Below are 20,405 nucleotides of genomic sequence, written 5' to 3'. Positions count from 1 at the left end.
CATTCGTTTTCACGAATAGTAAAATGCTTTCCTTTCCATTATAAACTTTCTTTTGCTAGGTATCAAACGATAATTTACCAGTATTCTCGGGCAAAATGAAACTTTATAAATAGGAAGAAACACATCTTTTTTTTGAAAATTTTTTCTTTTCTATTGCTTTTTAGAACATTTGTTCGTATAATAAATATGCAAACAAATGTTCGGAGGTATCGAAAATGGAACAACGCAAAACACCATTCACATCATTTATCAAACCATTGTTAAACAAATTACACGTTTCTGAAGAAGAATATGAAGAACGAGATATTTTCTTTAAACCAACTATCATGCCACTGATTGATGTAGTGGAACAAATTCACCATAGTTATTATTTTAAGACACCGATTGTTCTTCACTTCGAAAAATATGACAATGCTGGGAATTTGATTACTTTTACTAAAAACGGATTGATTAAAAGTCCTATCCAAATGAATAATCACTTTGTTTTCTTAGAGCAAGAAACTGGGATTACCCATATTCTCAATGTAGAACAAATCGTTGCTTGCATGGAAATCGATTAACAAAAATACCATATATGGTATTTTTCTACTTCAGTTAAACTGAAAAAGGAACTCACAAACATGATATGTACCCCCTTTACTGGACAAACCAGTAAAGGGGGTATTTATTATGCGTTACTCATTTGAATTCAAAATGAAATGTGTAGAATTATATCGACAAGGAATATGGGCCGAAACGCCTGAAAAAGTTATGAAAAGAAGTTTCCAAAGAAAAATACTGGATTGGGATAAAATTGAAAAAATTCACGGACCTAAAGGATTAGAGCGCGTTAAAAGGCAAAGAAAATGGACAGCAGAAGAAAAATTGACATTTATTCTACAGGTTTTAAACGGGAAGACTCTTTCAGAGGTTTCTTTTCCAGCAGGAATTAGTCGCGGATTATTAAGTTCTTGGGTTCACAAGTACCTAACTTATGGATATAATGGTCTAAAGAATGAGAAACGTAGACAAGCATTATCTAAGGAGCTTATTATGAATAAAAAGGCTGTGACTGGTAACCTTTCAGAATCCGAACGAGAAGAATTAGTTCGATTACGTGAGCGAAATGCATATTTAGAAGCTGAAATTGCTGTTATAAAAAAACTGAGAGCCTTGAGAAAAGAACAGGAAGCTGCGCTTCTCAAGGCGCGAAAGCAGCGATCATCAAGGAACTTCGAGAAGTAGGATACCAACTAAAATATCTTCTTAAAGCGATGAAAATGGCTAAATCTACTTATTATTTTGAATTAAATAAAGTAGATGCTGTGGCTGAAAAGAATGGGGATTTATTATTGGAAATCCAAACAATCTTTCATGAAAATAAAGGTAGATATGGTGTTAGAAGAATTTACCAAGAACTTCGTCGTAGAGGTTACGTTGTTAATCATAAAAGAATTCAACGTCTGATGCATATAAATGATTTGTTTGGAAAACGCCCTAAACAAAAATACCATTCTTATCGTGGTAGTGTTGGAAAAGTTGCTGATAATATTATTAACAGAGATTTTGTGGCCAAAAGGCCTCTTCAAAAATGGAGTACAGATGTATCTCAATTCACTTTTTCTTGGGGAAAATGTTTCTTTTCTCCAATCTTAGATATGTCTACTAATGAAATAATCTCCTATGATCTTTCTCTAAGCCCCGACTTAGAACAGATTCAAAGGATGCTAAATAGAGCTTTCAAAAAATTCCCTGATGTTAATGGATTGATTCTCCATTCTGATCAAGGTTGGCAATATCAACACGCATTTTACCAAAGATCATTAAATGAACGAGGGATTATTCAATCAATGTCCCGAAAAGGAAATTGTTATGATAATTGCATTATAGAAACGTTTTTCGCCAGAATGAAGAACGAAATGTTCTACGGTTTTGAAATGGAATATTCTACCTTTAAGGAATTTCAAACGGCTGTGGAAGAATATATAGATTATTACAATAACAAAAGAATTCAAGAAAAAACAAAATGGATGCCCCCTGTTCTATACAGGGAAACATCCATGTGTTCAGCTTAATTTAAAAATGTGTCCAGGATTCTGGGTACATATCAACACTGTGAGTTCCTTTTTTATTCGATATTGCAAAGCTTTTAAAAGTCTGATTTTTAGGCGCGATACCTCGTATCCTTTAGTTGAACTTGAAAAAGCAGAAACGGCGTCCACTTCCCGAACCGTACGCTGAACGTTTCACGTTCCTTACGTCGCTTCGGTCCAGTGTTTCAGTCCTGAGCGTTCGCCCACGTATCCTTGAGTTGAACTCGTCATCGCAGAAATGGCGTGCGTTTCCCGAAATATCCGCTCGGCTGTTTCAGCCGCTTACGGTATTCCGGTCCAACGGTCCATTTCTGAGCGCGATGCCTCGTATCCTTTTATAAAATCGGGGCGAATAAGCGAGCAAATTTTTGTTTGAATTTTTTCCATCGGGATTGTTTATCAAAATAGTCTTTAGTCGCAATTGTACAATTATGTAAGTCTTTTAGAAAGTCTGTTTCTACTTGTCTAGCGACTTCTTCATTATAAATAAACGCATTGACTTCAAAATTCAATCGGAAACTTCTCATATCAAAATTAGAAGTTCCAACTGTCACTAGTTCGCCGTCTACGATCATTGTTTTGGCATGTAAAAATCCATTTTGGTATACATAGACCTTTACTCCGGATTGAATAATTTGAGAAGCATAAAATTCTGTTGCACGGTAAACAATTGGATAATCTGGTTTACTTGGAATCATAATGCGAACATCCACTCCAGACAAGGCTGCAATCGATAAAGCTTCCTGAACGCTTTCATCTGGAATGAAGTAAGGGGTTTGAATCCACACAGATTTTTTTGCCATGGAAATCATCTTAATAAGTCCTAGTTTAATCTTTTGTAAACTAGCATCTGGACCTGTTGAGACGACTTGAATCGTATTTTGCCCCATTGACTCTATCACGGGGAAATATTCAGGAAAGAACTCTCTTCGTTTGTCTTCATGTACGGCAGCATTCCAGTCGATGAAAAATCGTGATTGTAGCGAATATACAGCATCCCCCACAATTCGTAAGTGCGTATCTCTCCAGTACCCAAGTTTTCCTTTTCCTAGATATTCATCTCCGATATTAAACCCACCTACATACCCGATTTTTCCATCAATCACAACAATTTTACGGTGGTTTCGGTAATTGATACGCCAGTTAATAAAGCCTAACGAATATCCAAAGAAGGCAACCGTATGACCGCCAGCCTCATGCAGTTTTTTCCAAAATCCCTGTCTAGTTGTACGAGCTCCTAGGGCATCATAAATGACGAGCACTTCGATTCCTTCTCGTGCTTTTTCAATTAGAAGATCCATAATTTCATGTCCAATCGTATCATCATTAAAAATATAATATTGGAGGTGAATATGATGTTGAGCCTGCTCGATATCTGCCTTTAACTGAGCAAATTTATCTTCTCCTGACACGTACAGAGTCACTTCATTGTTTTCTGTAATAATGGCATCATCGGTTTCTAAAAAGAAGGAAGCTAAATCTTCTTGATATTCATTTTTAAAACGAAACTTGGGAGCACCTATTTTTTCTTTGGTTCTTTCTAAATCTCTTTGTTGCTGTTCGACCAATTCTTGAAGGCCAACTGTTTCTTGAGATTTCATATTAAAAATCCGTTTTTTCCGAATTCTTCTTCCAAAAAAGAAATAGATAATAAATCCAATAATCGGTAGCATGATAAGCACAATAAGCCAGCCCCAAGTAGCCGCAATTTCTCTGGGCTCCCTAAACACTGTGATGACTGCCACAATCGTATTCGCAAGAATGATGAGGTAAAGGAATGAAGTAATAAATTCCATACGCTCTCCTTTCTTTATTTAAATAAAAAAGACCACGACGAATCAAGGCCTTTTTATTTTTAATTAATCATTTAATAGATGAGATTGTTCTCTACGTGATAAGAAGCGAGTTCCTTTTGGAATATAAACATCTCTTTTTACGTAAATAAGTGTTACAAAGATGAGTAAAGTCACAGCAAGCGTCACTAAAAAGTTCGTCCCAAATCCGAAAACGCCTTGAGCTAAACTCACTTTTTCTGCAGAAAACACTGTTGGAGCTCCAATTCCAGTAGCAATCACATGGAATCCATAACTTACAATAGTTGCAATTAAACTTGCTGTTACAACATTTAATGTAGTAGACGACGTACGCGCATTAAACGCTGTACGGACCGTGTTTCTAGCAAAGAATCCTGAAAGACCTACAAAACCATAGGCCATGAAGGAATCATGTAGAGAAACAACGAGGAATCCTGCTCCTGTTGGATGTAAGAATACATGGAGTAATCCAAAGAGGACACTCGCAATCGTTCCCCAAATTAATCCTTGTCTTAGAGACACAAAAATTAATGGAAGAATCGCTAAATCCACAAAGAAAGGTAGGCTTTCTTGAGGGATATAGGATAGAGCTACTGAAACCACAACAGCTCCTAATACTTCAAGTAAGATTTTTACTGCTTTTGAATTCATTCTAATCTCCTTAAAAATCGTTATTTTTTATAATTAGAGGCTTCCATAATCATTGGTAAAATGACTGGACGACGTTTCGTTTTATCGAATAGATAACGGCTAAGAGCATCACGAACCTCTTGTTTTAATCTTGGCCATTCGAAATCTTCACTTGCCAAGTTTTCTTCAACAACATCTGTTACAATTTTTTGAGCTTCCGTTAGTAATTCCTCACTTGTTTTCATATATACGAATCCACGTGAAATAATTTGAGGGCCACTCAAAATCTTACCTAGTCTTCTAGAAATCGTCACAACGGCAACAAAAACACCGTCTTCTGATAGAATTTTACGATCTTTTAGAACGATATTTCCAATATCGCCCACGCCGATTCCGTCGACCAATACATTTCCTGCTGCTACTTGACCAGAAGCATTCATTTGGCCATTTTCAATTTCTACGACATCCCCTTTTCCAGGAATGAAGATGTTCTTATATGGAATTCCTAATTCATTCGCTAATTCCGCATGCGCTAATAAACTACGATACTCCCCTTGAACCGGAATGAAGAAGGTTGGTTGCAACAAGTTAATCATTAATTTCAAATCATTAGGAGTTGCATGGCCACTTGCTTTTTTACTGTTTGCCATTTCAAACACTTCCGCATCTGCACGATAGATTAAATCCTTCGTACGAGCAATTTGAGTTTCCATCGCAACTGAAGGAGTCGTTGCAATATACACTAAATCTCCTTCATGCAAGTTTACCTGACGATGACGTCCTAATGCCATTTTTTGAAGAGCTTTAATTGGCTCTCCAGCATTTCCAGTTTCTAAAATGACAAGTTCATTATCTGGTAATTTTTTCATTTGATTGAAAGTAATAATCAATTCTTTATCAGGAACTGTTAATTTATTCAGACTCAATGCGATATTAACAATTTCTTCCAGTTCTGAACCTGTTAGGAAAATTTTGCGTCCAGATTCATATGCTGCATTGATGACTTGTTGAATCCGTAAAATATTACTTGCTACACAAGCTACCACAATACGACCTTGCGCATTTAGGAAAGTTTCTAACATCGCTTCAGCAATTTTACGGTCACTGACATTTTCAACAGGACTTTCCGCATCACTTGAATCGCTTAATAGAGCAAGAACATAGTCTTCCCCAACATCTGTAATACGTCCAAAATTCGTTTGATATTCCACTGAAGCACTTTGATCGAATTTGAAGTCCCCTGTATATACGATATTTCCTTCGCTCGTTTTAATCACAATCGCCAATGAATCTGGAATCGTATGGGTTGTTTTAAAGAATTTAATCGTAGCACTTGCAAAGTCAATTTCTGTATTTTCAGTAACTTCGTGGTAGTCATTAAATCCTTTCACTAATTTCGAAGATTCAACATAGTATTTCGCTAATGCAATCGTTAATTTTGAACCAAAAACGGGTGCATCAATATTTTGTAAGAAATAAGGTAATGCCCCTACCGCATCGGCATGTCCGTGCGTTAAAAACACCCCTGCAATTCTCTCTTTGTTTTCTTCTAAATAACTGAAGTCTGGGATGACAACATCAATCCCTAGTAATTCATCTTCCGGATAAACTAAACCGCAATCTAGCACGAAGATGTCTTCTTCAACTTCAACGGCATATAGACTTTTACCGTTTTCTCTCACGCCACCTAGTGCGATGATTTTAATTGAACTCATGATTTACCTCTCATTTTCTTTTATTTACAATTATTTCTTTTAGGCGGACTTCACCACCATATATGCTCTTTTAGAATACCATAATTGTCGACATATTGCGAATTTCAAAGTCCTTCCACGATGCTCTTTTAGTGTGCATTAGAACTCTTTCATTCATTCCTTCGATTCGAAAAAAAATCCTTTTAAAAGTGATATGTACCCCCTTTACTGGACAAACCAGTAAAGGGGGTATTTATTATGCGTTACTCATTTGAATTCAAAATGAAATGTGTAGAATTATATCGACAAGGAATATGGGCCGAAACGCCTGAAAAAGTTATGAAAAGGAGTTTCCAAAGAAAAATACTGGATTGGGATAAAATTGAAAAAATTCACGGACCTAAAGGATTAGAGCGCGTTAAAAGGCAAAGAAAATGGACAGCAGAAGAAAAATTGACATTTATTCTACAGGTTTTAAACGGGAAGACTCTTTCAGAGGTTTCTTTTCCAGCAGGAATTAGTCGCGGATTATTAAGTTCTTGGGTTCACAAGTACCTAACTTATGGATATAATGGTCTAAAGAATGAGAAACGTAGACAAGCATTATCTAAGGAGCTTATTATGAATAAAAAGGCTGTGACTGGTAACCTTTCAGAATCCGAACGAGAAGAATTAGTTCGATTACGTGAGCGAAATGCATATTTAGAAGCTGAAATTGCTGTTATAAAAAAACTGAGAGCCTTGAGAAAAGAACAGGAAGCTGCGCTTCTCAAGGCGCGAAAGCAGCGATCATCAAGGAACTTCGAGAAGTAGGATACCAACTAAAATATCTTCTTAAAGCGATGAAAATGGCTAAATCTACTTATTATTTTGAATTAAATAAAGTAGATGCTGTGGCTGAAAAGAATGGGGATTTATTATTGGAAATCCAAACAATCTTTCATGAAAATAAAGGTAGATATGGTGTTAGAAGAATTTACCAAGAACTTCGTCGTAGAGGTTACGTTGTTAATCATAAAAGAATTCAACGTCTGATGCATATAAATGATTTGTTTGGAAAACGCCCTAAACAAAAATACCATTCTTATCGTGGTAGTGTTGGAAAAGTTGCTGATAATATTATTAACAGAGATTTTGTGGCCAAAAGGCCTCTTCAAAAATGGAGTACAGATGTATCTCAATTCACTTTTTCTTGGGGAAAATGTTTCTTTTCTCCAATCTTAGATATGTCTACTAATGAAATAATCTCCTATGATCTTTCTCTAAGCCCCGACTTAGAACAGATTCAAAGGATGCTAAATAGAGCTTTCAAAAAATTCCCTGATGTTAATGGATTGATTCTCCATTCTGATCAAGGTTGGCAATATCAACACGCATTTTACCAAAGATCATTAAATGAACGAGGGATTATTCAATCAATGTCCCGAAAAGGAAATTGTTATGATAATTGCATTATAGAAACGTTTTTCGCCAGAATGAAGAACGAAATGTTCTACGGTTTTGAAATGGAATATTCTACCTTTAAGGAATTTCAAACGGCTGTGGAAGAATATATAGATTATTACAATAACAAAAGAATTCAAGAAAAAACAAAATGGATGCCCCCTGTTCTATACAGGGAAACATCCATGTGTTCAGCTTAATTTAAAAATGTGTCCAGGATTCTGGGTACATATCAAAAGTCCTAAGCTTCTTACTTTGTTAAAGCAAAAAAGACCGAGAGTTTCTCGGCCTTTCCTTTTACTGTTCTTGTACCTTGTCAATCATATCTTGAATCGTTTTTTGATTATAAAATCGAATTTGTTCTTGGATTTGCTCTTCTTGTAGTTTGCCCATAATTTTCCCCATACGAGAACTTACTAGGCAAGAAGGATCTGAGGCCTCTTTAAATGTTTTTTCTAGGCGCGCATCTTCAGAAACAAGTATAAAGATGTCTCCTAATTTTATTTTAGAGGGGTCTGAAATCCATTGATAGCCACCCTGTTTTCCAGCAGCTGTACTCACCCATCCTTTTTTCACAGCTAAACTCATAAGCTTTCTGACGATAGCTGGATTACTACAAGCGTTAAAAGCTAGCTCTTTACTGGAATAACGATTATCATGATGAATCGCTAAATAGGTTAGACAATGAATCATTACGATGAAGTCATTTCCCATTAAATCACCTATTGAATCATTCCGAATACATCATTCAATGCTTCAGCCATTGTTGGATGTGTAAAGATTTGATCGCGAAGAACTGTGTAAGGTAAATTTGCATTCATTGCGGTTGCAATAATATTAATCACTTCATGGGCTTCTTCAGCAAATAATGTTGCACCAACGATTTGGTTATTTGAAGCGTCTACTAACACTTTATAGAAGCCGACTTGGTTTCCAATAATTTTAGCTTTTGGAATTGCCATTGCAGGAAGTTTTGCAAATTTCACTTCGATACCAGCTTCTTTTGCTTGTTTTTCATTTAAACCAACACTTGCTAATGGTGGATTAATGAAGGTTGCTGTTGGGAATTTCGCACGTTGTTTCGTAGAATAGCTTGTATCCCCTGCTAAGAAGCGTTTAACGATACGGAAATCATCTAATGATACAAATGTGAATTGTGGTCCTCCGTTCACATCGCCCATAGCAAAGATATGAGGGACATTTGTTTGTAAAAATTCATTCACTTGAATCGTACCACGTTCGCTTACAGCCACTCCTGCTTTATCTAAATCTAAGCCTTGAATATTTGCACGACGTCCTGTTGCTACTAAAACCGCATCAGTAGTAAAGGCTAAAGGTGTTCCTTCTCCCGTTACCGCTTGAATAATCACTTTTCCATCTTCTTGATGAACATTTTTTAATTGAATTCCTAAGTTAAAGGAAATCCCTAATGACTCTAATTGTTCTTTAACAGCAGCAGATACATCATCATCTTCACGAGGTAAGAATGTATCAAAGACATCCACTACGGTCACTTTTGTCCCGAATTGAGCATAAGTTGCCGCAAATTCTAATCCAATAAATCCACTACCAATGATGACTAGGCTCTCAGGATATTCTTCCATATCCATAATTGTTTCGCTAGTATGAATATTTCCTCCAATCGTTAACCCTTCTACTGGTGGAACAAATGGAGTAGCACCTGTATTAATAAAAATACGTTCTGCTTTAAATAATTTCTCTCCTTCTGCAGTCTCTACAGCTACAGTATGGTCATCCACAAAACGAGCAGTTCCGTCAATAATGGTTGTTTTTTCAACTGAATCTACTTTATTGTAGTTCGCTTGGTTTAATGCAGAAATTAAAGCCTTTTTCTCTTGAACGCTCTTTGCATAATAAGTACTTGCTTCTTCTGTTGAATATTGTTTACGAGCAGCTTTCGTCGCTAATTTTTTAGTTGGAATACATCCAACATTAATACAAGTACCTCCGTACATTGCTTTTGATTTTTCAATAAGGATTGTTTCTTCTCCTTGACTTCCTAAATAACCGGCTAAAGTCTTTCCAGCTTTACCAAATCCGATAATAATATTCTTCACTGAAGTTGTCATATAAATCACCTTTCTAACTGTAATTATTTTTATTACACTTTTGAGTATACACTGTTTTCCAAAAATTTCAAAAGAATCTGCTCACAGTTTTGAAAAAAATTTTAAAAAGGCACCTACATGACGTAGATGCCTTCCTCATAAACATTTATAAAAAAGATTTTAATTGGGTCACTAATTGCTCTAATGTTTCGCCTTTTGGTTGATACTCCTCAGATGACATTTCGTCCCAAGGAACCCACCACACAGGACCTCGACCATTATGACCATAATCCTTCATATCTCCTGATTTTCTTGGAAATAGATGCCAATGGACATGCGCATCTCCATTTCCAAGTAATTCGATATTCATTTTTTCCGCATGAAATGCTTTTGCAACAGCTTCTTGAACAATGCTCATTTCTTCGAGAAATTTAAGTTTTTCTTCTGGTTCCATTTGATGCAATTCTGTTACATGTTGTTTGGCTAAAAACAAGGTGTACCCTTTAAAATACTGTCCATCCCCTATCACTACATAACCTGTTTCAAGTTCTTTAACAAAATGCGGATTTCTTCCTTGTTTGATCAATTCAATCCGATCACAAATCAGACACATTTATCTTTTCCTCCTACTTTAACAAATCTGCTTTAATGATTGAATAATACGCCATATCACAGATTCCTTGATTATTCTTGCCAATTTGTCTCAGTGTGCCTTCATAAGTCATTCCAGCCTTTTGCATTACTTTTCCACTGGCTGGGTTATTTACATCATGTCGGGCACAAACCCGGTTACATCCCGCCTCTTCTAATAAATAGCGACTAACTGCAATCAACGCCTCTGTCATTATTCCTTTTCCCCAGCATTTGCGACTGAGTGCATACCCAATCTCAACAGCGTCAATCTTTTCTTTTACATACACGGTATCAATATTACCGACGACCTCGTCATTCAAGACAATTGCCCACTTGAACTGTAGCGGATTTTGATAACCTTCCACCCATCTTTTTAGACTCTCCTTAGTTGTTTCCACAGACTCATGTGGAAGCCACGTTAGATAATGCGTCACTTCAGGATCACTTGCCCAGTTTTCAAACATCTCTTGTGCATCCTCCACTTGAAATGGTCTGAGAATTAACCGTTTTGTGTGAATTGTTTTTGTTCCTATTGGGTTCATCGATACTCCTCCTAGCTCTTCTGTTTATGGTAGCACAGGTAGACAACCGCTTCAATATAAAAAAAGGAACTAAGCTTTAGATTAGCTTAATTCCTCTTAATTCCACCCTAACTATTTTTCATGGTGTACTATTAGCTTTTTCTGCTCTTTTTATACTTTCTGGAGTAAATTCTCTTTTTTCAAAAATAAATGAATTAATTTCGGTAGTCCCCGTCATGTAGCCTTCATTATCCACATCCTTAATAGTGATAGTGATATGAAGTCCTTTTGGCCTAGTTTCAACCGATACCGTTTTTAGCAATGTTTTTCTTTTCCCTTGATATACATAATCTAAATAGAACGGAGAAACACTTCTTTCTGATTTAGAAATGTCTACTGCTCCTTTTGTTCTAGAATGAGCTGCTAGATTTTTTAAATACACTCGATCCTCCGGAGAGTTAATGTCGTTCTCGGAATATTCACCAATAATCAATTCTTCAATATTCTGATTTGATTGATTGATGATTTCATAAGAAAACAAAGCATCCTCATTATATTTTGGACGAGTAAAACTAAACACAATCCATAATAGCCCTAATAACACAAGGCTTATCGCAAATTGTAAAATCAATTTTAATAGTCTCTTTGAACCCAATGTTTTCATTTCACACCTCAATTAAATGAATGTCGGTTGGAGTTTTGCTAGTGATAGTGATGGCTTCTCTATTTACGAATACTATCGAACTTTTTCTTACTCATTGGATAATGGTTTATAAAATGAGCGGTTATCTAAACCAAATACGCGTTCTGAGAATGCTCCAGGTTCTGTCTTATCCAGCGCATTCGACATCATCGTAATTGTCGCATCTAATAAGTCGATATGGTGCAATACCTCAGCTTCAAGTAGTTGTGGTCGAACTGGCGAGCCGTACTCTAACTTTCCATGATGCGCTAACACTAAATGTTTCAACAAGAGAACTTCTTCTTGATTTTCGTCAATTCCTAGTTCTTCGCAAGCTTTTGTAATCTCTTCGTCCATAATCACGATATGCCCGAGTAAGTTCCCTTTCAAGGTATACTCTGTTCCAATAGCCCCTGATAGTTCCATGGTTTTGCCGACATCATGAATAATAACACCCGCAAATAATAGTGAACGATTGATTTGAGGATATTGACCTGCAATCGATTTAGCTAAACGCAACATGGATAATGTATGGTAGCTTAGCCCTCCTACAAAGGCGTGATGATGACGTTTAGCTGCTGGATATTCAAAAAAGTCTTCTTGATATTTCCCTAGAATATTATGGACAATTCTTCTAAAATACGGATTTGTAATCTCAAACATTAATTGATTGAATTCTTCTTCCATTTCATGTTTGGTCATCGGAGCGTGTTCAACAAAGTAGCTTGCAGAAGTCGGCTCTCCTTTTGACGCATCTGTTAGACGAAGACTCACAATTTTGACTTGCGGAGAATTATTGTATAGTTCCCGTTTTCCATTTAAAAGAACCACTTTTCCTGGAACATATTTTTCAATATCTTCAGAGGTTGCGGACCAGTACTTCCCATCCATTTGACCAGACTGATCTTGGAAGGTAAACGCAATAAAAGGTTTCCCATTTTTGGCCATTCGTACATCCGCAGATTTAATGAGTAGGAAAATCTCAAAGCTCTCATCTACATTATATTCATACAATTTCTTTGTCATAATTGACCCTCTTTCTCTTTAGCTCAACTTTAGAATGTTCTCTTTTGAAATTTCTGTAGGAACTTCCGTAGTAAAGTAAAATACTTGTGTTACACGAGATAGCTCTTCCATTAATTCTATCATAATCGATAGCCGTTCTCTATCAAAGTTTACGAATCCATCGTCAATCAGAACCGGAATTTTCATTTTCTTAGCTAATTGGAAAATAAAGGCAAATCGAATCGCAATATACAATTGGTCCAATGCCCCTTTTGAAAGATAGAAAGCTTCCATCCACTGACCATTTTGCTGCTGTACTTTCGCCTGTGTATCGCTCAAATGAATCTTCGTATATTGTCCCCTTGTTAATCGGCTAAAAATACGACTCGCTTCCTCTACAATCAATGGAACTTTCGTCGGAACCTTTTCATCTAGTTGCTTTAAGATCCATTTTGCAGCATACACTTGAGTTGCCCAATCCTTCATCGCTTCCTGAGCTTCGAATCGTTCAAAGTCCGCTTCCATTTGAAGATCTTCTACCTGCTCATCTTCTTCCAATAGTTCCGCCTTTGTTTGGAGACTTACTAGTTGGTCTCTGACTTCTTTACGTCTACTTTCCAACTGCGCCTTCGTGAAAACCTCGTCTTGAAGTTCTTCTTCAAGCATTTCACGATGCAAGCTTTCTTTCTCTTCACTCGAGAAAATAGCGACTTGCTTTTCAATATAGGCTCTTTTTTGTGACAAGGCTACTCGATGGTCCAGAGTTGCCAGGTGACTTCTAAAGGCTTCTATCGTTGTAATGCCAAGAGGACGCAAGCTATTTAGCAATTCCTCTCTTACTTCTATTGCATCTTGTTCTAATTGCGCTAAATGTTGCTCTTTCTTCAGGATACTTTCTTGGAGTTGTTCCATTTTGGCTTCTCTTTTTTGAGAATTCATCCATGCTTCACGAATGATTCCTAGTTGTTGCTGGACAGTTGCCGGTGCTGTGATCTGTTCATTTTTCCAGAAGTCTTGAGTTTCTTCTTTAAATGCTGAAAGTCTTTCTTCCAACTGATTCCACTGTGCCTTCTTTTGTATGAAATCATTAACATTACGTCCTTCGTTTCGGCTAATAAAGCGTTTGGCATCTTCTAAGGTCACTTCAATGCCTTTATCCAAGAGAATTTGTTGAACACGTTCATTCTCTCTTTTGCTCTTTGGAGAAATGACCTGTCCGTTTTTTTGTAAAAAGAAAGCTCCTGCAACCCCAAGACCGCTAGCAATGATCACACTTGCTAGTACTTGATTGGTTAAAAATCCAACAACAATCATCACGATAATTCCAATCAGCCCTATGAGTATTTCAATCCGCATCGACGTAGTAGGTTGATTTTCCCTTTGCATTGCATCGAATTTGGCGAGTTCGGCCTCTGTAAACGGTTGAACACCTTCTCTTTGAACACCGATATTTCCAGGATGAGTCTTCAACTCACGTTCCAATTCAAAGGTACGTTCTTCAATAGCAGCCACACTTTGAGCTTTTGTATAAAGTGCTTCAAGCTCTGTGTCTTCTGTAGCTTCCCCTAGAGTTTGAACTTGGTCTTCTGTTCGTTTTAACTCTTCTTTTGTCTGTTCGATTTCTTTTTCAAACGAACGTAAGCAATGATTCGCCTCTATCGCCTTAGAATGGTCATATTCTTTTGGTAACTCGTACTGTCCTTCAATGGCGCGGTATTCTTCCAATGCATCAAAATAGGTATGCTTTTCTTCTAAAGCATCTATTCTGTTTTGAATCTTGGAAAGTTTTGTCGTCAATTCCTCTTCTTCTTGTTGGAGCCCTTTAATAGCATGAAGATATCCTTCATAGAGTGTATTCTCGCTTTTTGTTTGCGACAAACGATTCGTTAAGTCCTCGAGTCGATCGATTCGCTCATTGAGTTCTAGTTTTTTGGCTTGAGGTCGGTATAGTTTATTCGCATCGTTCAATAGACTTTGACTCTGTTCATATGCCCCTTTATGTCCCATCACACTGAGACTATATAAGAAGCGATGCATTTCTTCTTCATTACTAAAGACGTTTTGTTGTAACTCCTCCTCATTAAATCCAAAAAGAGAATGGTACTCACTCAATGTTAATTCGTGAAGGATGCGCTCCAGCATAGACTCTGGTAACGCCTGACCCGTTTCGGCCGATTTTAATACTAATTTCTTTTGAGAACCTACTGCAGTTCTTTCAATGATGAGAGACCCTAGTCCTTCATCTTCAATCCACATTCGCCCGCCCCGCGTATTCGTATGAAGTGGCTGATAAGGATACACCCCATTCTTCTTTTGCTTAAAATCAAAGAGCATTTGTTCGATAAATCTTCGAATGGTCGTCTTCCCAGATTCGTTCAGCCCTTGAACGACTTGTAAGTTCGGATGGAAGGTAAACGTCTCATGTTCCCATTTTCCAAAATGATCGATTTCGATTTTTGAAATATACATTAACCTTCCTCCCTTCCTAAAAAGCGAGCTTCTAATAAACGCATCGCACGTTCGTGAATCTCTTCTTGGACATCTTCTTGATGGAGAAACTCCCTCATCCATTGATTGGCAAACCCGCTCTTTGCAATCTCCATTTCAGAAAAAATCGTAGAATCCTTCTCCCCTACTAAAGAGATTCCAGAGACGCCGCGTAAAGGCTCTATCATTCGTTCTCTAATACTCATTACACTCACAAGTGAGCCTCTTTGTTCCAATAAAGAATTCACTACCAGTGAGAGTTGCTGTAACTCTTCTCTTGTGAACAGCGACTCTTGTATTTGCAAAAAGACTGTAACGAGGCTACGTTTTTCTACTTTTGGAAGATTCTCTACAATGAGATAAGGAACTGTTTCTAAACGAGCCCTTTCTGTAATCCTTATTGTCACGTCCATCCAATCCTTCTTACTCGTCTCAATAAAGTGAATCTGTGGAGGACACCCTGAAGTGATTTCGACTAAAAGCGCTCCTTTTTCTCCACTCTCAGATCGGTCAGCTCCCTGTGTCGTTCCACTATACCAAGCACATGGATTCTGTGATACTTCTTGGCAATGATGAATATGCCCTAGCGCCCAGTAATCATAGTTTTTAACTCTTAATTCAGGAATTGAAAAAGGAGCATAGCGCCCACTGGAAGAAGTCACCTCACCATGTAAAACCCCAACATGAACATCACAGTGCGGACTCTTGATAGGATACTCTTGTATTTTTCGTTCAGAGATAACAGGAATATCATAACTAAATCCACTAAAGGCCACCCGTTCCCCCATTTTTGTCTCTAGTTCAATTGTTTCTACAGTATTTCCAAAAGTATAAATATGCTCTCCAGGCACATAAGGAGTCCCTGCATCATGATTGCCAAGCGCTAAAATAACGGGAATCCTAAAAGGAGCCAGCCGATTCAGTTGCTGTTGAAGAAATAACTTTTCTTTAATAAACGTCCGTTGGCTATCCAATAAATCTCCAGATAAAACAAGCGCATCCACTTCTTCTTCAATGGCTTTATCTACAACTGTTTTAAAAGCATCATATGCAGCCTGTTTTAACTCCCTTGCGATTTCACGATGATTCTTTCCAATACCTGCATAAGTAATCCCCAGATGGACATCTGATGCATGGATCAATTTGACCATTCTAGTTACTCCTTTCTTTTCTTCAAAAAAAGCATATTTTCCTGAACCGTCTTTCGTGCGTTCAAAGAAAATATGCTTTGGATCGATTCTTATTAAAACCGTTTGATTGAACTATTTACCATTATAAAGCTCTTGAAGTGGATTTGTAATGATACGGTTAATGTCTTGCATAATCGTATTCAAACGTTGTTCCGCTTCCATCAACGCTTTAATATATTCATTTTCGCTCACTTTTTGTCCTAATTCTTGAGCTTTTTGAATATCTTCTTCCGTAATTTCTTGTCCTGAATATTGTTTTTGTTGTAATTCGATATTCACTTGACGGAATTCATCGAATAATGCTTTTGCTGTTTCATCTGCTTCAATGGCTTCGAAGCTTTCTTTTACAGTTTTGAATTCAGCTAAATCACGCAAATCACGTTCTAATTGGTTTGCTGTATCATAAATATTACTCATCTTTCATCCTCCTGATTGTTTTGTTTTATTATAACATATCGTCGTCTACTACACTACAAATACGAACGTACATTCGTACTATCGATTATTAAATTTATTCCAGATATTTTTACCCCATTCCTGAAGTTGATTCCAGATTTGTTCTCCAGTCTTTTGGGCATCCTGAATAAAATTATCTAGCGTATTATTTTGATTTTTCTGATTTGATTGTTTCGTTTTTACAGGCTCTACATTAAAGGCTGTATTGGCTGTATATTGGAGTAAGCCTTCCATCTCTAGTTTAAAGAGTGGCCCTACCCCTTCTCTGCTAGAAGCAGATAAAGAATAGTTTCCGGATTGGTCATACCCCATCCAAGTTGCCACCACTACATCCGGCGTGTATCCAATCATCCATTGGTCCCTAGAACCATTTTCATTATTAAGAGCTTCTGTAGTTCCTGTCTTGCCGGCAATAATTTTACCTGAAGGGGAAAATGGAGCTCCTAGCCCTTCTTGACCATAGACTGTTAAAAGCATGCTTGTCATCTTCTTAGCTACTTCTTCAGTCGTTACACGATTGTCTTTAACCGCTGTATTATCGACAATGACTTTCCCGTTTGCATCTACAATTTTAGTAACAAAACGAGGTTTCGTACGGACACCTTTATTGGCAAAGGCTGTATAGGCTGAGGCCATTTGGATTGGAGAAACCCCTTTTGTAAGTCCTCCTAAAGCAATCCCTAAATATTCATCTCCTGGATCGGTTTCAATTCCAAATTGATGGACTTTTTCGATTCCTTTTTTCAAACCAATTTTATCTAATAACCACACTGCTGGAGCATTCCAACTTTGGTTCAACGCTTCTGTCATCGTAACAGTTCCTTGATACTGTTTATTCCAGTTTTCTGGAGTATATTTGTCTGACCCATAAGAACGTTTCTCATCCACAAGTACAGAATTCGGTTGGTATCCTTCTTCCAGTGCAGAAGTATATACAGCTAATGGTTTAAACGTAGAACCGGGTTGTGCTTGTAGTTGAGTGGCACGGTTAAATCCTCGGAAGGTATGTTTCTCATTCGTACGTCCTCCAACCGTTGCTAGAACATCTCCATTCTGTGGATCCATAGCCACAGAAGCCGCCTGAGCAATCGTTCCGTCACTAGCTTTCGGGAATAACCAACTATTGGAGAAGGTTTCTTCCATATCTGCTTGCATCTTTTGGTCTAAGCCAGTATAGATTTTATACCCTTTATTTAGCAGTTCTTCTTCACTAATCCCATAATTATTAGTAATTTCGTTAATGACAGCATCAAAATAATAAGGATATTTATAACGAGAGTTTGCTACATAAGCGTCTTGAACCGTAATGACTTCCGCTCCGGCTTTATCCGCTTCCTCTTGCGTAATTTTCCCATTAGTCACCATTAATTGTAACACTGTAGCACGACGTTTCACCGTTGCTTCCATATCATCGATTGGATTATACACATTAGGTGCCTTTAAGCTTCCGGTTAATACGGCAGCTTCACTGATGGTTAAATCTTTGGCACTTTTACCAAAGTAACGTAAAGACGCATTTTCAATTCCGTATGCGCCATTGCCAAAGTAGGCATTATTTAAATACATCTCTAAAATTTGATCTTTCGAATATTTCTTTTCCAGCTCAAAACTTAAAAAGAGTTCTTTTGCTTTTCTTAAAAACGTCTGATCTTGTGTTAGAAAGGCATTCTTAGCCAACTGTTGGGTGATGGTACTTCCTCCACCTGTGACACGACCGCGATTGAGTAATAACCCGAATGTGGCACGTAAGAACCCCATTGGATCAAACCCATGGTGATCATAGAACCGCTTATCCTCAGTAGAAACGAGGGCATTAATCATATTTGGAGAGATTTGATCGATGGTCACAAATTCTCCTTTATTGATATTTAAAACTCCCGCTTCTTGATTATTACGGTCATAAACTTCTGTTACTTGTACCATCCCAGCTCTTAAGCCACTAACATCAGTAGTTTTAGCGGTATAGACTAAAAATGCTGAAAATGCCGTAATAGCCGTAAGCATGAGGACAAGAATTAATTTCGTGACATGGAATTTTCTCCAAAAACGACGAATGGCTAACATAATCTTATGATTCCAAACTCTTTTTATAATCGATTGTTGTGTAGGCTCTTCTGTATGACGATGTTCGACTGTCTCTTCTTGTTCTTGATTATGTGTCACGTGATCGACATAATCTTTTTCATTAAATTCTTCGTTCATACAATCCTCCTTTTAAATTGAATCTATTATACTGTACCACAAAAACTTTTAAATCCACATAAAAGTTTTTGACCTTTTACAAAAAATTAAACGATTCTTCTTTTACATCCTAGTCTTTTTAGTCCACTAAGTCGCATAAAAGAAATAAAGGACGAAGGAAATCTCTTCCTTACGTCCTTATGATGTTATACTGCAAATAGTCTTTCTAAATCTTCATTACTGAACGCTTGGCCTTCTGGTTCGTTCACACGTTCAATCGTTGCTCCTAAAGCACGCAATTTTTCATGGAATTCAAAGTATCCACGGTCTAAGAACTGTAATTCTGTGACTCTTGTATATCCTTTAGCGACCATACCCGCAATAATTAATGCCGCAGCTGCACGTAAGTCCGTTGCTTTTACTTCTGCACCAGACAAGACAGAAGCACCCGTCATCACAGCAGTGTGGGAATCAATACGGAATTGAGCTCCCATACGACGCATTTCTTCTAAATGATTGAAACGGTTCTCGAAAACTGTTTCCGTCATCGTACTAGTTCCTGTTGCTAGCAATTGGGCAATCGTCATTTGCGCTTGCATATCTGTTGGAAATCCTGGGTGAGGTAATGTTTTCACATCGGTTGGTTTCAATGAATCTGGACCAATCACACGAATGCCATCTTCCTCTTCAATAAATTGAACACCCATTTCCCCTAATTTAGAAATTAATGGTTGATTGTGCTCTGCAATTGCATCTTCAATAAACACATTTCCTTTCGTTACCGCTGCTGCGACCATGAAAGTTCCTGCTTCAATACGGTCCGGGATAATTGAATGGATGGTTCCATCTAAACGCTCTACCCCTTCGATACGCATATTTTCAGTCCCTGCACCTACAATTTTAGCACCCATTTTATTTAAAATATTAGCTAAGTCTACGATTTCTGGCTCACGAGCTACGTTTTCTAAGTGAGTAGTTCCTTTTGCTAATGTTGCGGCCATCATGATATTTTGAGTGGCGCCAACTGATGGGAAATCTAAGTAAATACGAGCTCCATGAAGTTCATCTGCATGCGCTTCAATATATCCCTCTGTTTGAACGATCGTTGCTCCCATCGCTTCGAACCCTTTTAGATGAAGGTCGATTGGACGACTACCGATAGCACACCCACCTGGCATCGCCACACGCGCATGTCCAAAACGAGCTAATAGTGGTCCCATAACAACGATTGACGCACGCATTTTACTTACATATTCAAAAGCAGCAGTCGTTGTAATATCTTTTGTGGCATTCAACGTAATCGCTTTTTCTTCTTCATCAAATGTGCTTAATACGTTTAGGCTTCCTAATACGTTTAACATCATATGTACATCTGATAAATTCGGTACGTTTGTTAAATGAGTAACGCCTTTATCTGCTAAAATACTTGCTGCTAAAATCGGTAATACCGCATTTTTAGCTCCTTCAACTTTTACTGTCCCTTGAAGACGTGTATCGCCACCGCGAACAATCATCTTTTCCATGAAAT

General features: G+C 37.5%; 19 protein-coding genes. 5 read left to right on the top strand and 14 right to left on the bottom strand.

All coding sequences use genetic code 11. The features are described 5' to 3' along the window. Positions 1-215: 215 nt before the first annotated feature. The 3 genes from NQ540_RS03400 (at position 216) to NQ540_RS03390 (ending at position 2,054) form a co-directional block, all read left to right on the top strand. The gene (locus NQ540_RS03400) at positions 216-560 is read left to right on the top strand and encodes a hypothetical protein (protein WP_005605005.1); all 345 of its coding nucleotides are present in this window, start codon (positions 216-218) and stop codon (positions 558-560) included. Positions 561-669: 109 nt separating this feature from the next. Beyond that, a complete protein-coding gene (locus tag NQ540_RS03395) occupies positions 670-1,224 on the top strand; it encodes a transposase (protein ID WP_005608245.1) in 555 nt (184 codons plus the stop codon). After that, on the top strand, positions 1,200-2,054 hold the full coding sequence (locus NQ540_RS03390) for an IS3 family transposase (RefSeq protein WP_217953278.1): 855 nt from the start codon (positions 1,200-1,202) through the stop codon (positions 2,052-2,054). Before NQ540_RS03395 ends, NQ540_RS03390 begins: the two co-directional genes overlap by 25 nt. Positions 2,055-2,407: 353 nt before the next feature. Here the strand turns inward: NQ540_RS03390 and cls are convergent, their stop codons facing one another. From cls to NQ540_RS03375, 3 genes are all read right to left on the bottom strand, one after another. Continuing rightward, positions 2,408-3,868 (bottom strand): cardiolipin synthase, encoded by a 1,461-nt coding sequence (cls, locus tag NQ540_RS03385; RefSeq protein WP_005605003.1) that lies wholly within the window; start codon positions 3,866-3,868, stop codon positions 2,408-2,410. Between the two features lie 63 nt (positions 3,869-3,931). Beyond that, positions 3,932-4,537, bottom strand: coding sequence for an energy-coupled thiamine transporter ThiT (locus NQ540_RS03380; RefSeq protein WP_005605001.1), 606 nt, complete (start codon positions 4,535-4,537; stop codon positions 3,932-3,934). Positions 4,538-4,557: 20 nt separating this feature from the next. After that, on the bottom strand, positions 4,558-6,231 hold the full coding sequence (locus NQ540_RS03375) for a ribonuclease J (RefSeq protein WP_005605000.1): 1,674 nt from the start codon (positions 6,229-6,231) through the stop codon (positions 4,558-4,560). 237 nt (positions 6,232-6,468) lie between these two features. Here NQ540_RS03375 and NQ540_RS03370 point away from each other — a divergent pair, with 237 nt between their 5' ends. Together NQ540_RS03370 and NQ540_RS03365 are read left to right on the top strand one after the other, a co-directional pair. Continuing rightward, the gene (locus NQ540_RS03370) at positions 6,469-7,023 is read left to right on the top strand and encodes a transposase (RefSeq protein ID WP_005608245.1); all 555 of its coding nucleotides are present in this window, start codon (positions 6,469-6,471) and stop codon (positions 7,021-7,023) included. Beyond that, entirely contained in the window at positions 6,999-7,853 is an 855-nt protein-coding gene (locus tag NQ540_RS03365) for an IS3 family transposase (protein WP_217953278.1), read from the top strand. Before NQ540_RS03370 ends, NQ540_RS03365 begins: the two co-directional genes overlap by 25 nt. Positions 7,854-7,950: 97 nt before the next feature. On the opposite strand, the gene NQ540_RS03360 is transcribed toward NQ540_RS03365, so the two are convergent. From NQ540_RS03360 to murA, 11 genes are all read right to left on the bottom strand, one after another. After that, a complete protein-coding gene (locus tag NQ540_RS03360) occupies positions 7,951-8,367 on the bottom strand; it encodes an RrF2 family transcriptional regulator (protein WP_005604999.1) in 417 nt (138 codons plus the stop codon). 8 nt (positions 8,368-8,375) lie between these two features. Further along, positions 8,376-9,743 (bottom strand): FAD-dependent oxidoreductase, encoded by a 1,368-nt coding sequence (locus NQ540_RS03355; RefSeq protein WP_005604997.1) that lies wholly within the window; start codon positions 9,741-9,743, stop codon positions 8,376-8,378. 145 nt (positions 9,744-9,888) lie between these two features. Next, positions 9,889-10,335, bottom strand: coding sequence for an HIT family protein (locus NQ540_RS03350; RefSeq protein ID WP_005604995.1), 447 nt, complete (start codon positions 10,333-10,335; stop codon positions 9,889-9,891). Positions 10,336-10,348: 13 nt separating this feature from the next. After that, positions 10,349-10,897, bottom strand: coding sequence for a GNAT family N-acetyltransferase (locus NQ540_RS03345; RefSeq protein WP_005604994.1), 549 nt, complete (start codon positions 10,895-10,897; stop codon positions 10,349-10,351). A 118-nt stretch (positions 10,898-11,015) separates the two neighbouring features. Beyond that, the gene (locus NQ540_RS03340) at positions 11,016-11,540 is read right to left on the bottom strand and encodes a hypothetical protein (RefSeq protein ID WP_005604993.1); all 525 of its coding nucleotides are present in this window, start codon (positions 11,538-11,540) and stop codon (positions 11,016-11,018) included. 87 nt (positions 11,541-11,627) lie between these two features. Next, positions 11,628-12,584, bottom strand: a complete 957-nt coding sequence (locus NQ540_RS03335; RefSeq protein WP_005604991.1) for a 3'-5' exoribonuclease YhaM family protein — start codon at positions 12,582-12,584, stop codon at positions 11,628-11,630. A gap of 18 nt (positions 12,585-12,602) precedes the next feature. Continuing rightward, positions 12,603-15,032, bottom strand: coding sequence for an ATP-binding protein (locus NQ540_RS03330; RefSeq protein ID WP_005604990.1), 2,430 nt, complete (start codon positions 15,030-15,032; stop codon positions 12,603-12,605). Beyond that, positions 15,032-16,201, bottom strand: a complete 1,170-nt coding sequence (locus tag NQ540_RS03325) for a metallophosphoesterase family protein (protein ID WP_005604988.1) — start codon at positions 16,199-16,201, stop codon at positions 15,032-15,034. The genes NQ540_RS03330 and NQ540_RS03325 overlap by 1 nt, the downstream gene beginning before the upstream one ends. 111 nt (positions 16,202-16,312) lie before the next feature. Beyond that, a complete protein-coding gene (locus tag NQ540_RS03320; RefSeq protein ID WP_005604985.1) occupies positions 16,313-16,657 on the bottom strand; it encodes a YlbF/YmcA family competence regulator in 345 nt (114 codons plus the stop codon). Between the two features lie 78 nt (positions 16,658-16,735). Continuing rightward, positions 16,736-18,898, bottom strand: a complete 2,163-nt coding sequence (locus tag NQ540_RS03315; RefSeq protein WP_005604983.1) for a transglycosylase domain-containing protein — start codon at positions 18,896-18,898, stop codon at positions 16,736-16,738. Positions 18,899-19,083: 185 nt separating this feature from the next. Further along, positions 19,084-20,400: a UDP-N-acetylglucosamine 1-carboxyvinyltransferase gene (murA, locus tag NQ540_RS03310; RefSeq protein ID WP_005604981.1), complete on the bottom strand. Its 1,317-nt coding sequence runs from the start codon at positions 20,398-20,400 to the stop codon at positions 19,084-19,086. Positions 20,401-20,405: the final 5 nt, after the last annotated feature.

Origin of the sequence: Granulicatella adiacens ATCC 49175 (assembly GCF_025150565.1) — a bacterium.
Lineage (GTDB): Bacteria > Bacillota > Bacilli > Lactobacillales > Aerococcaceae > Granulicatella > Granulicatella adiacens.
The sequence above is the reverse complement of the archived record's forward strand: the minus strand, read 5'-3'. Positions and strand labels throughout refer to the sequence as shown.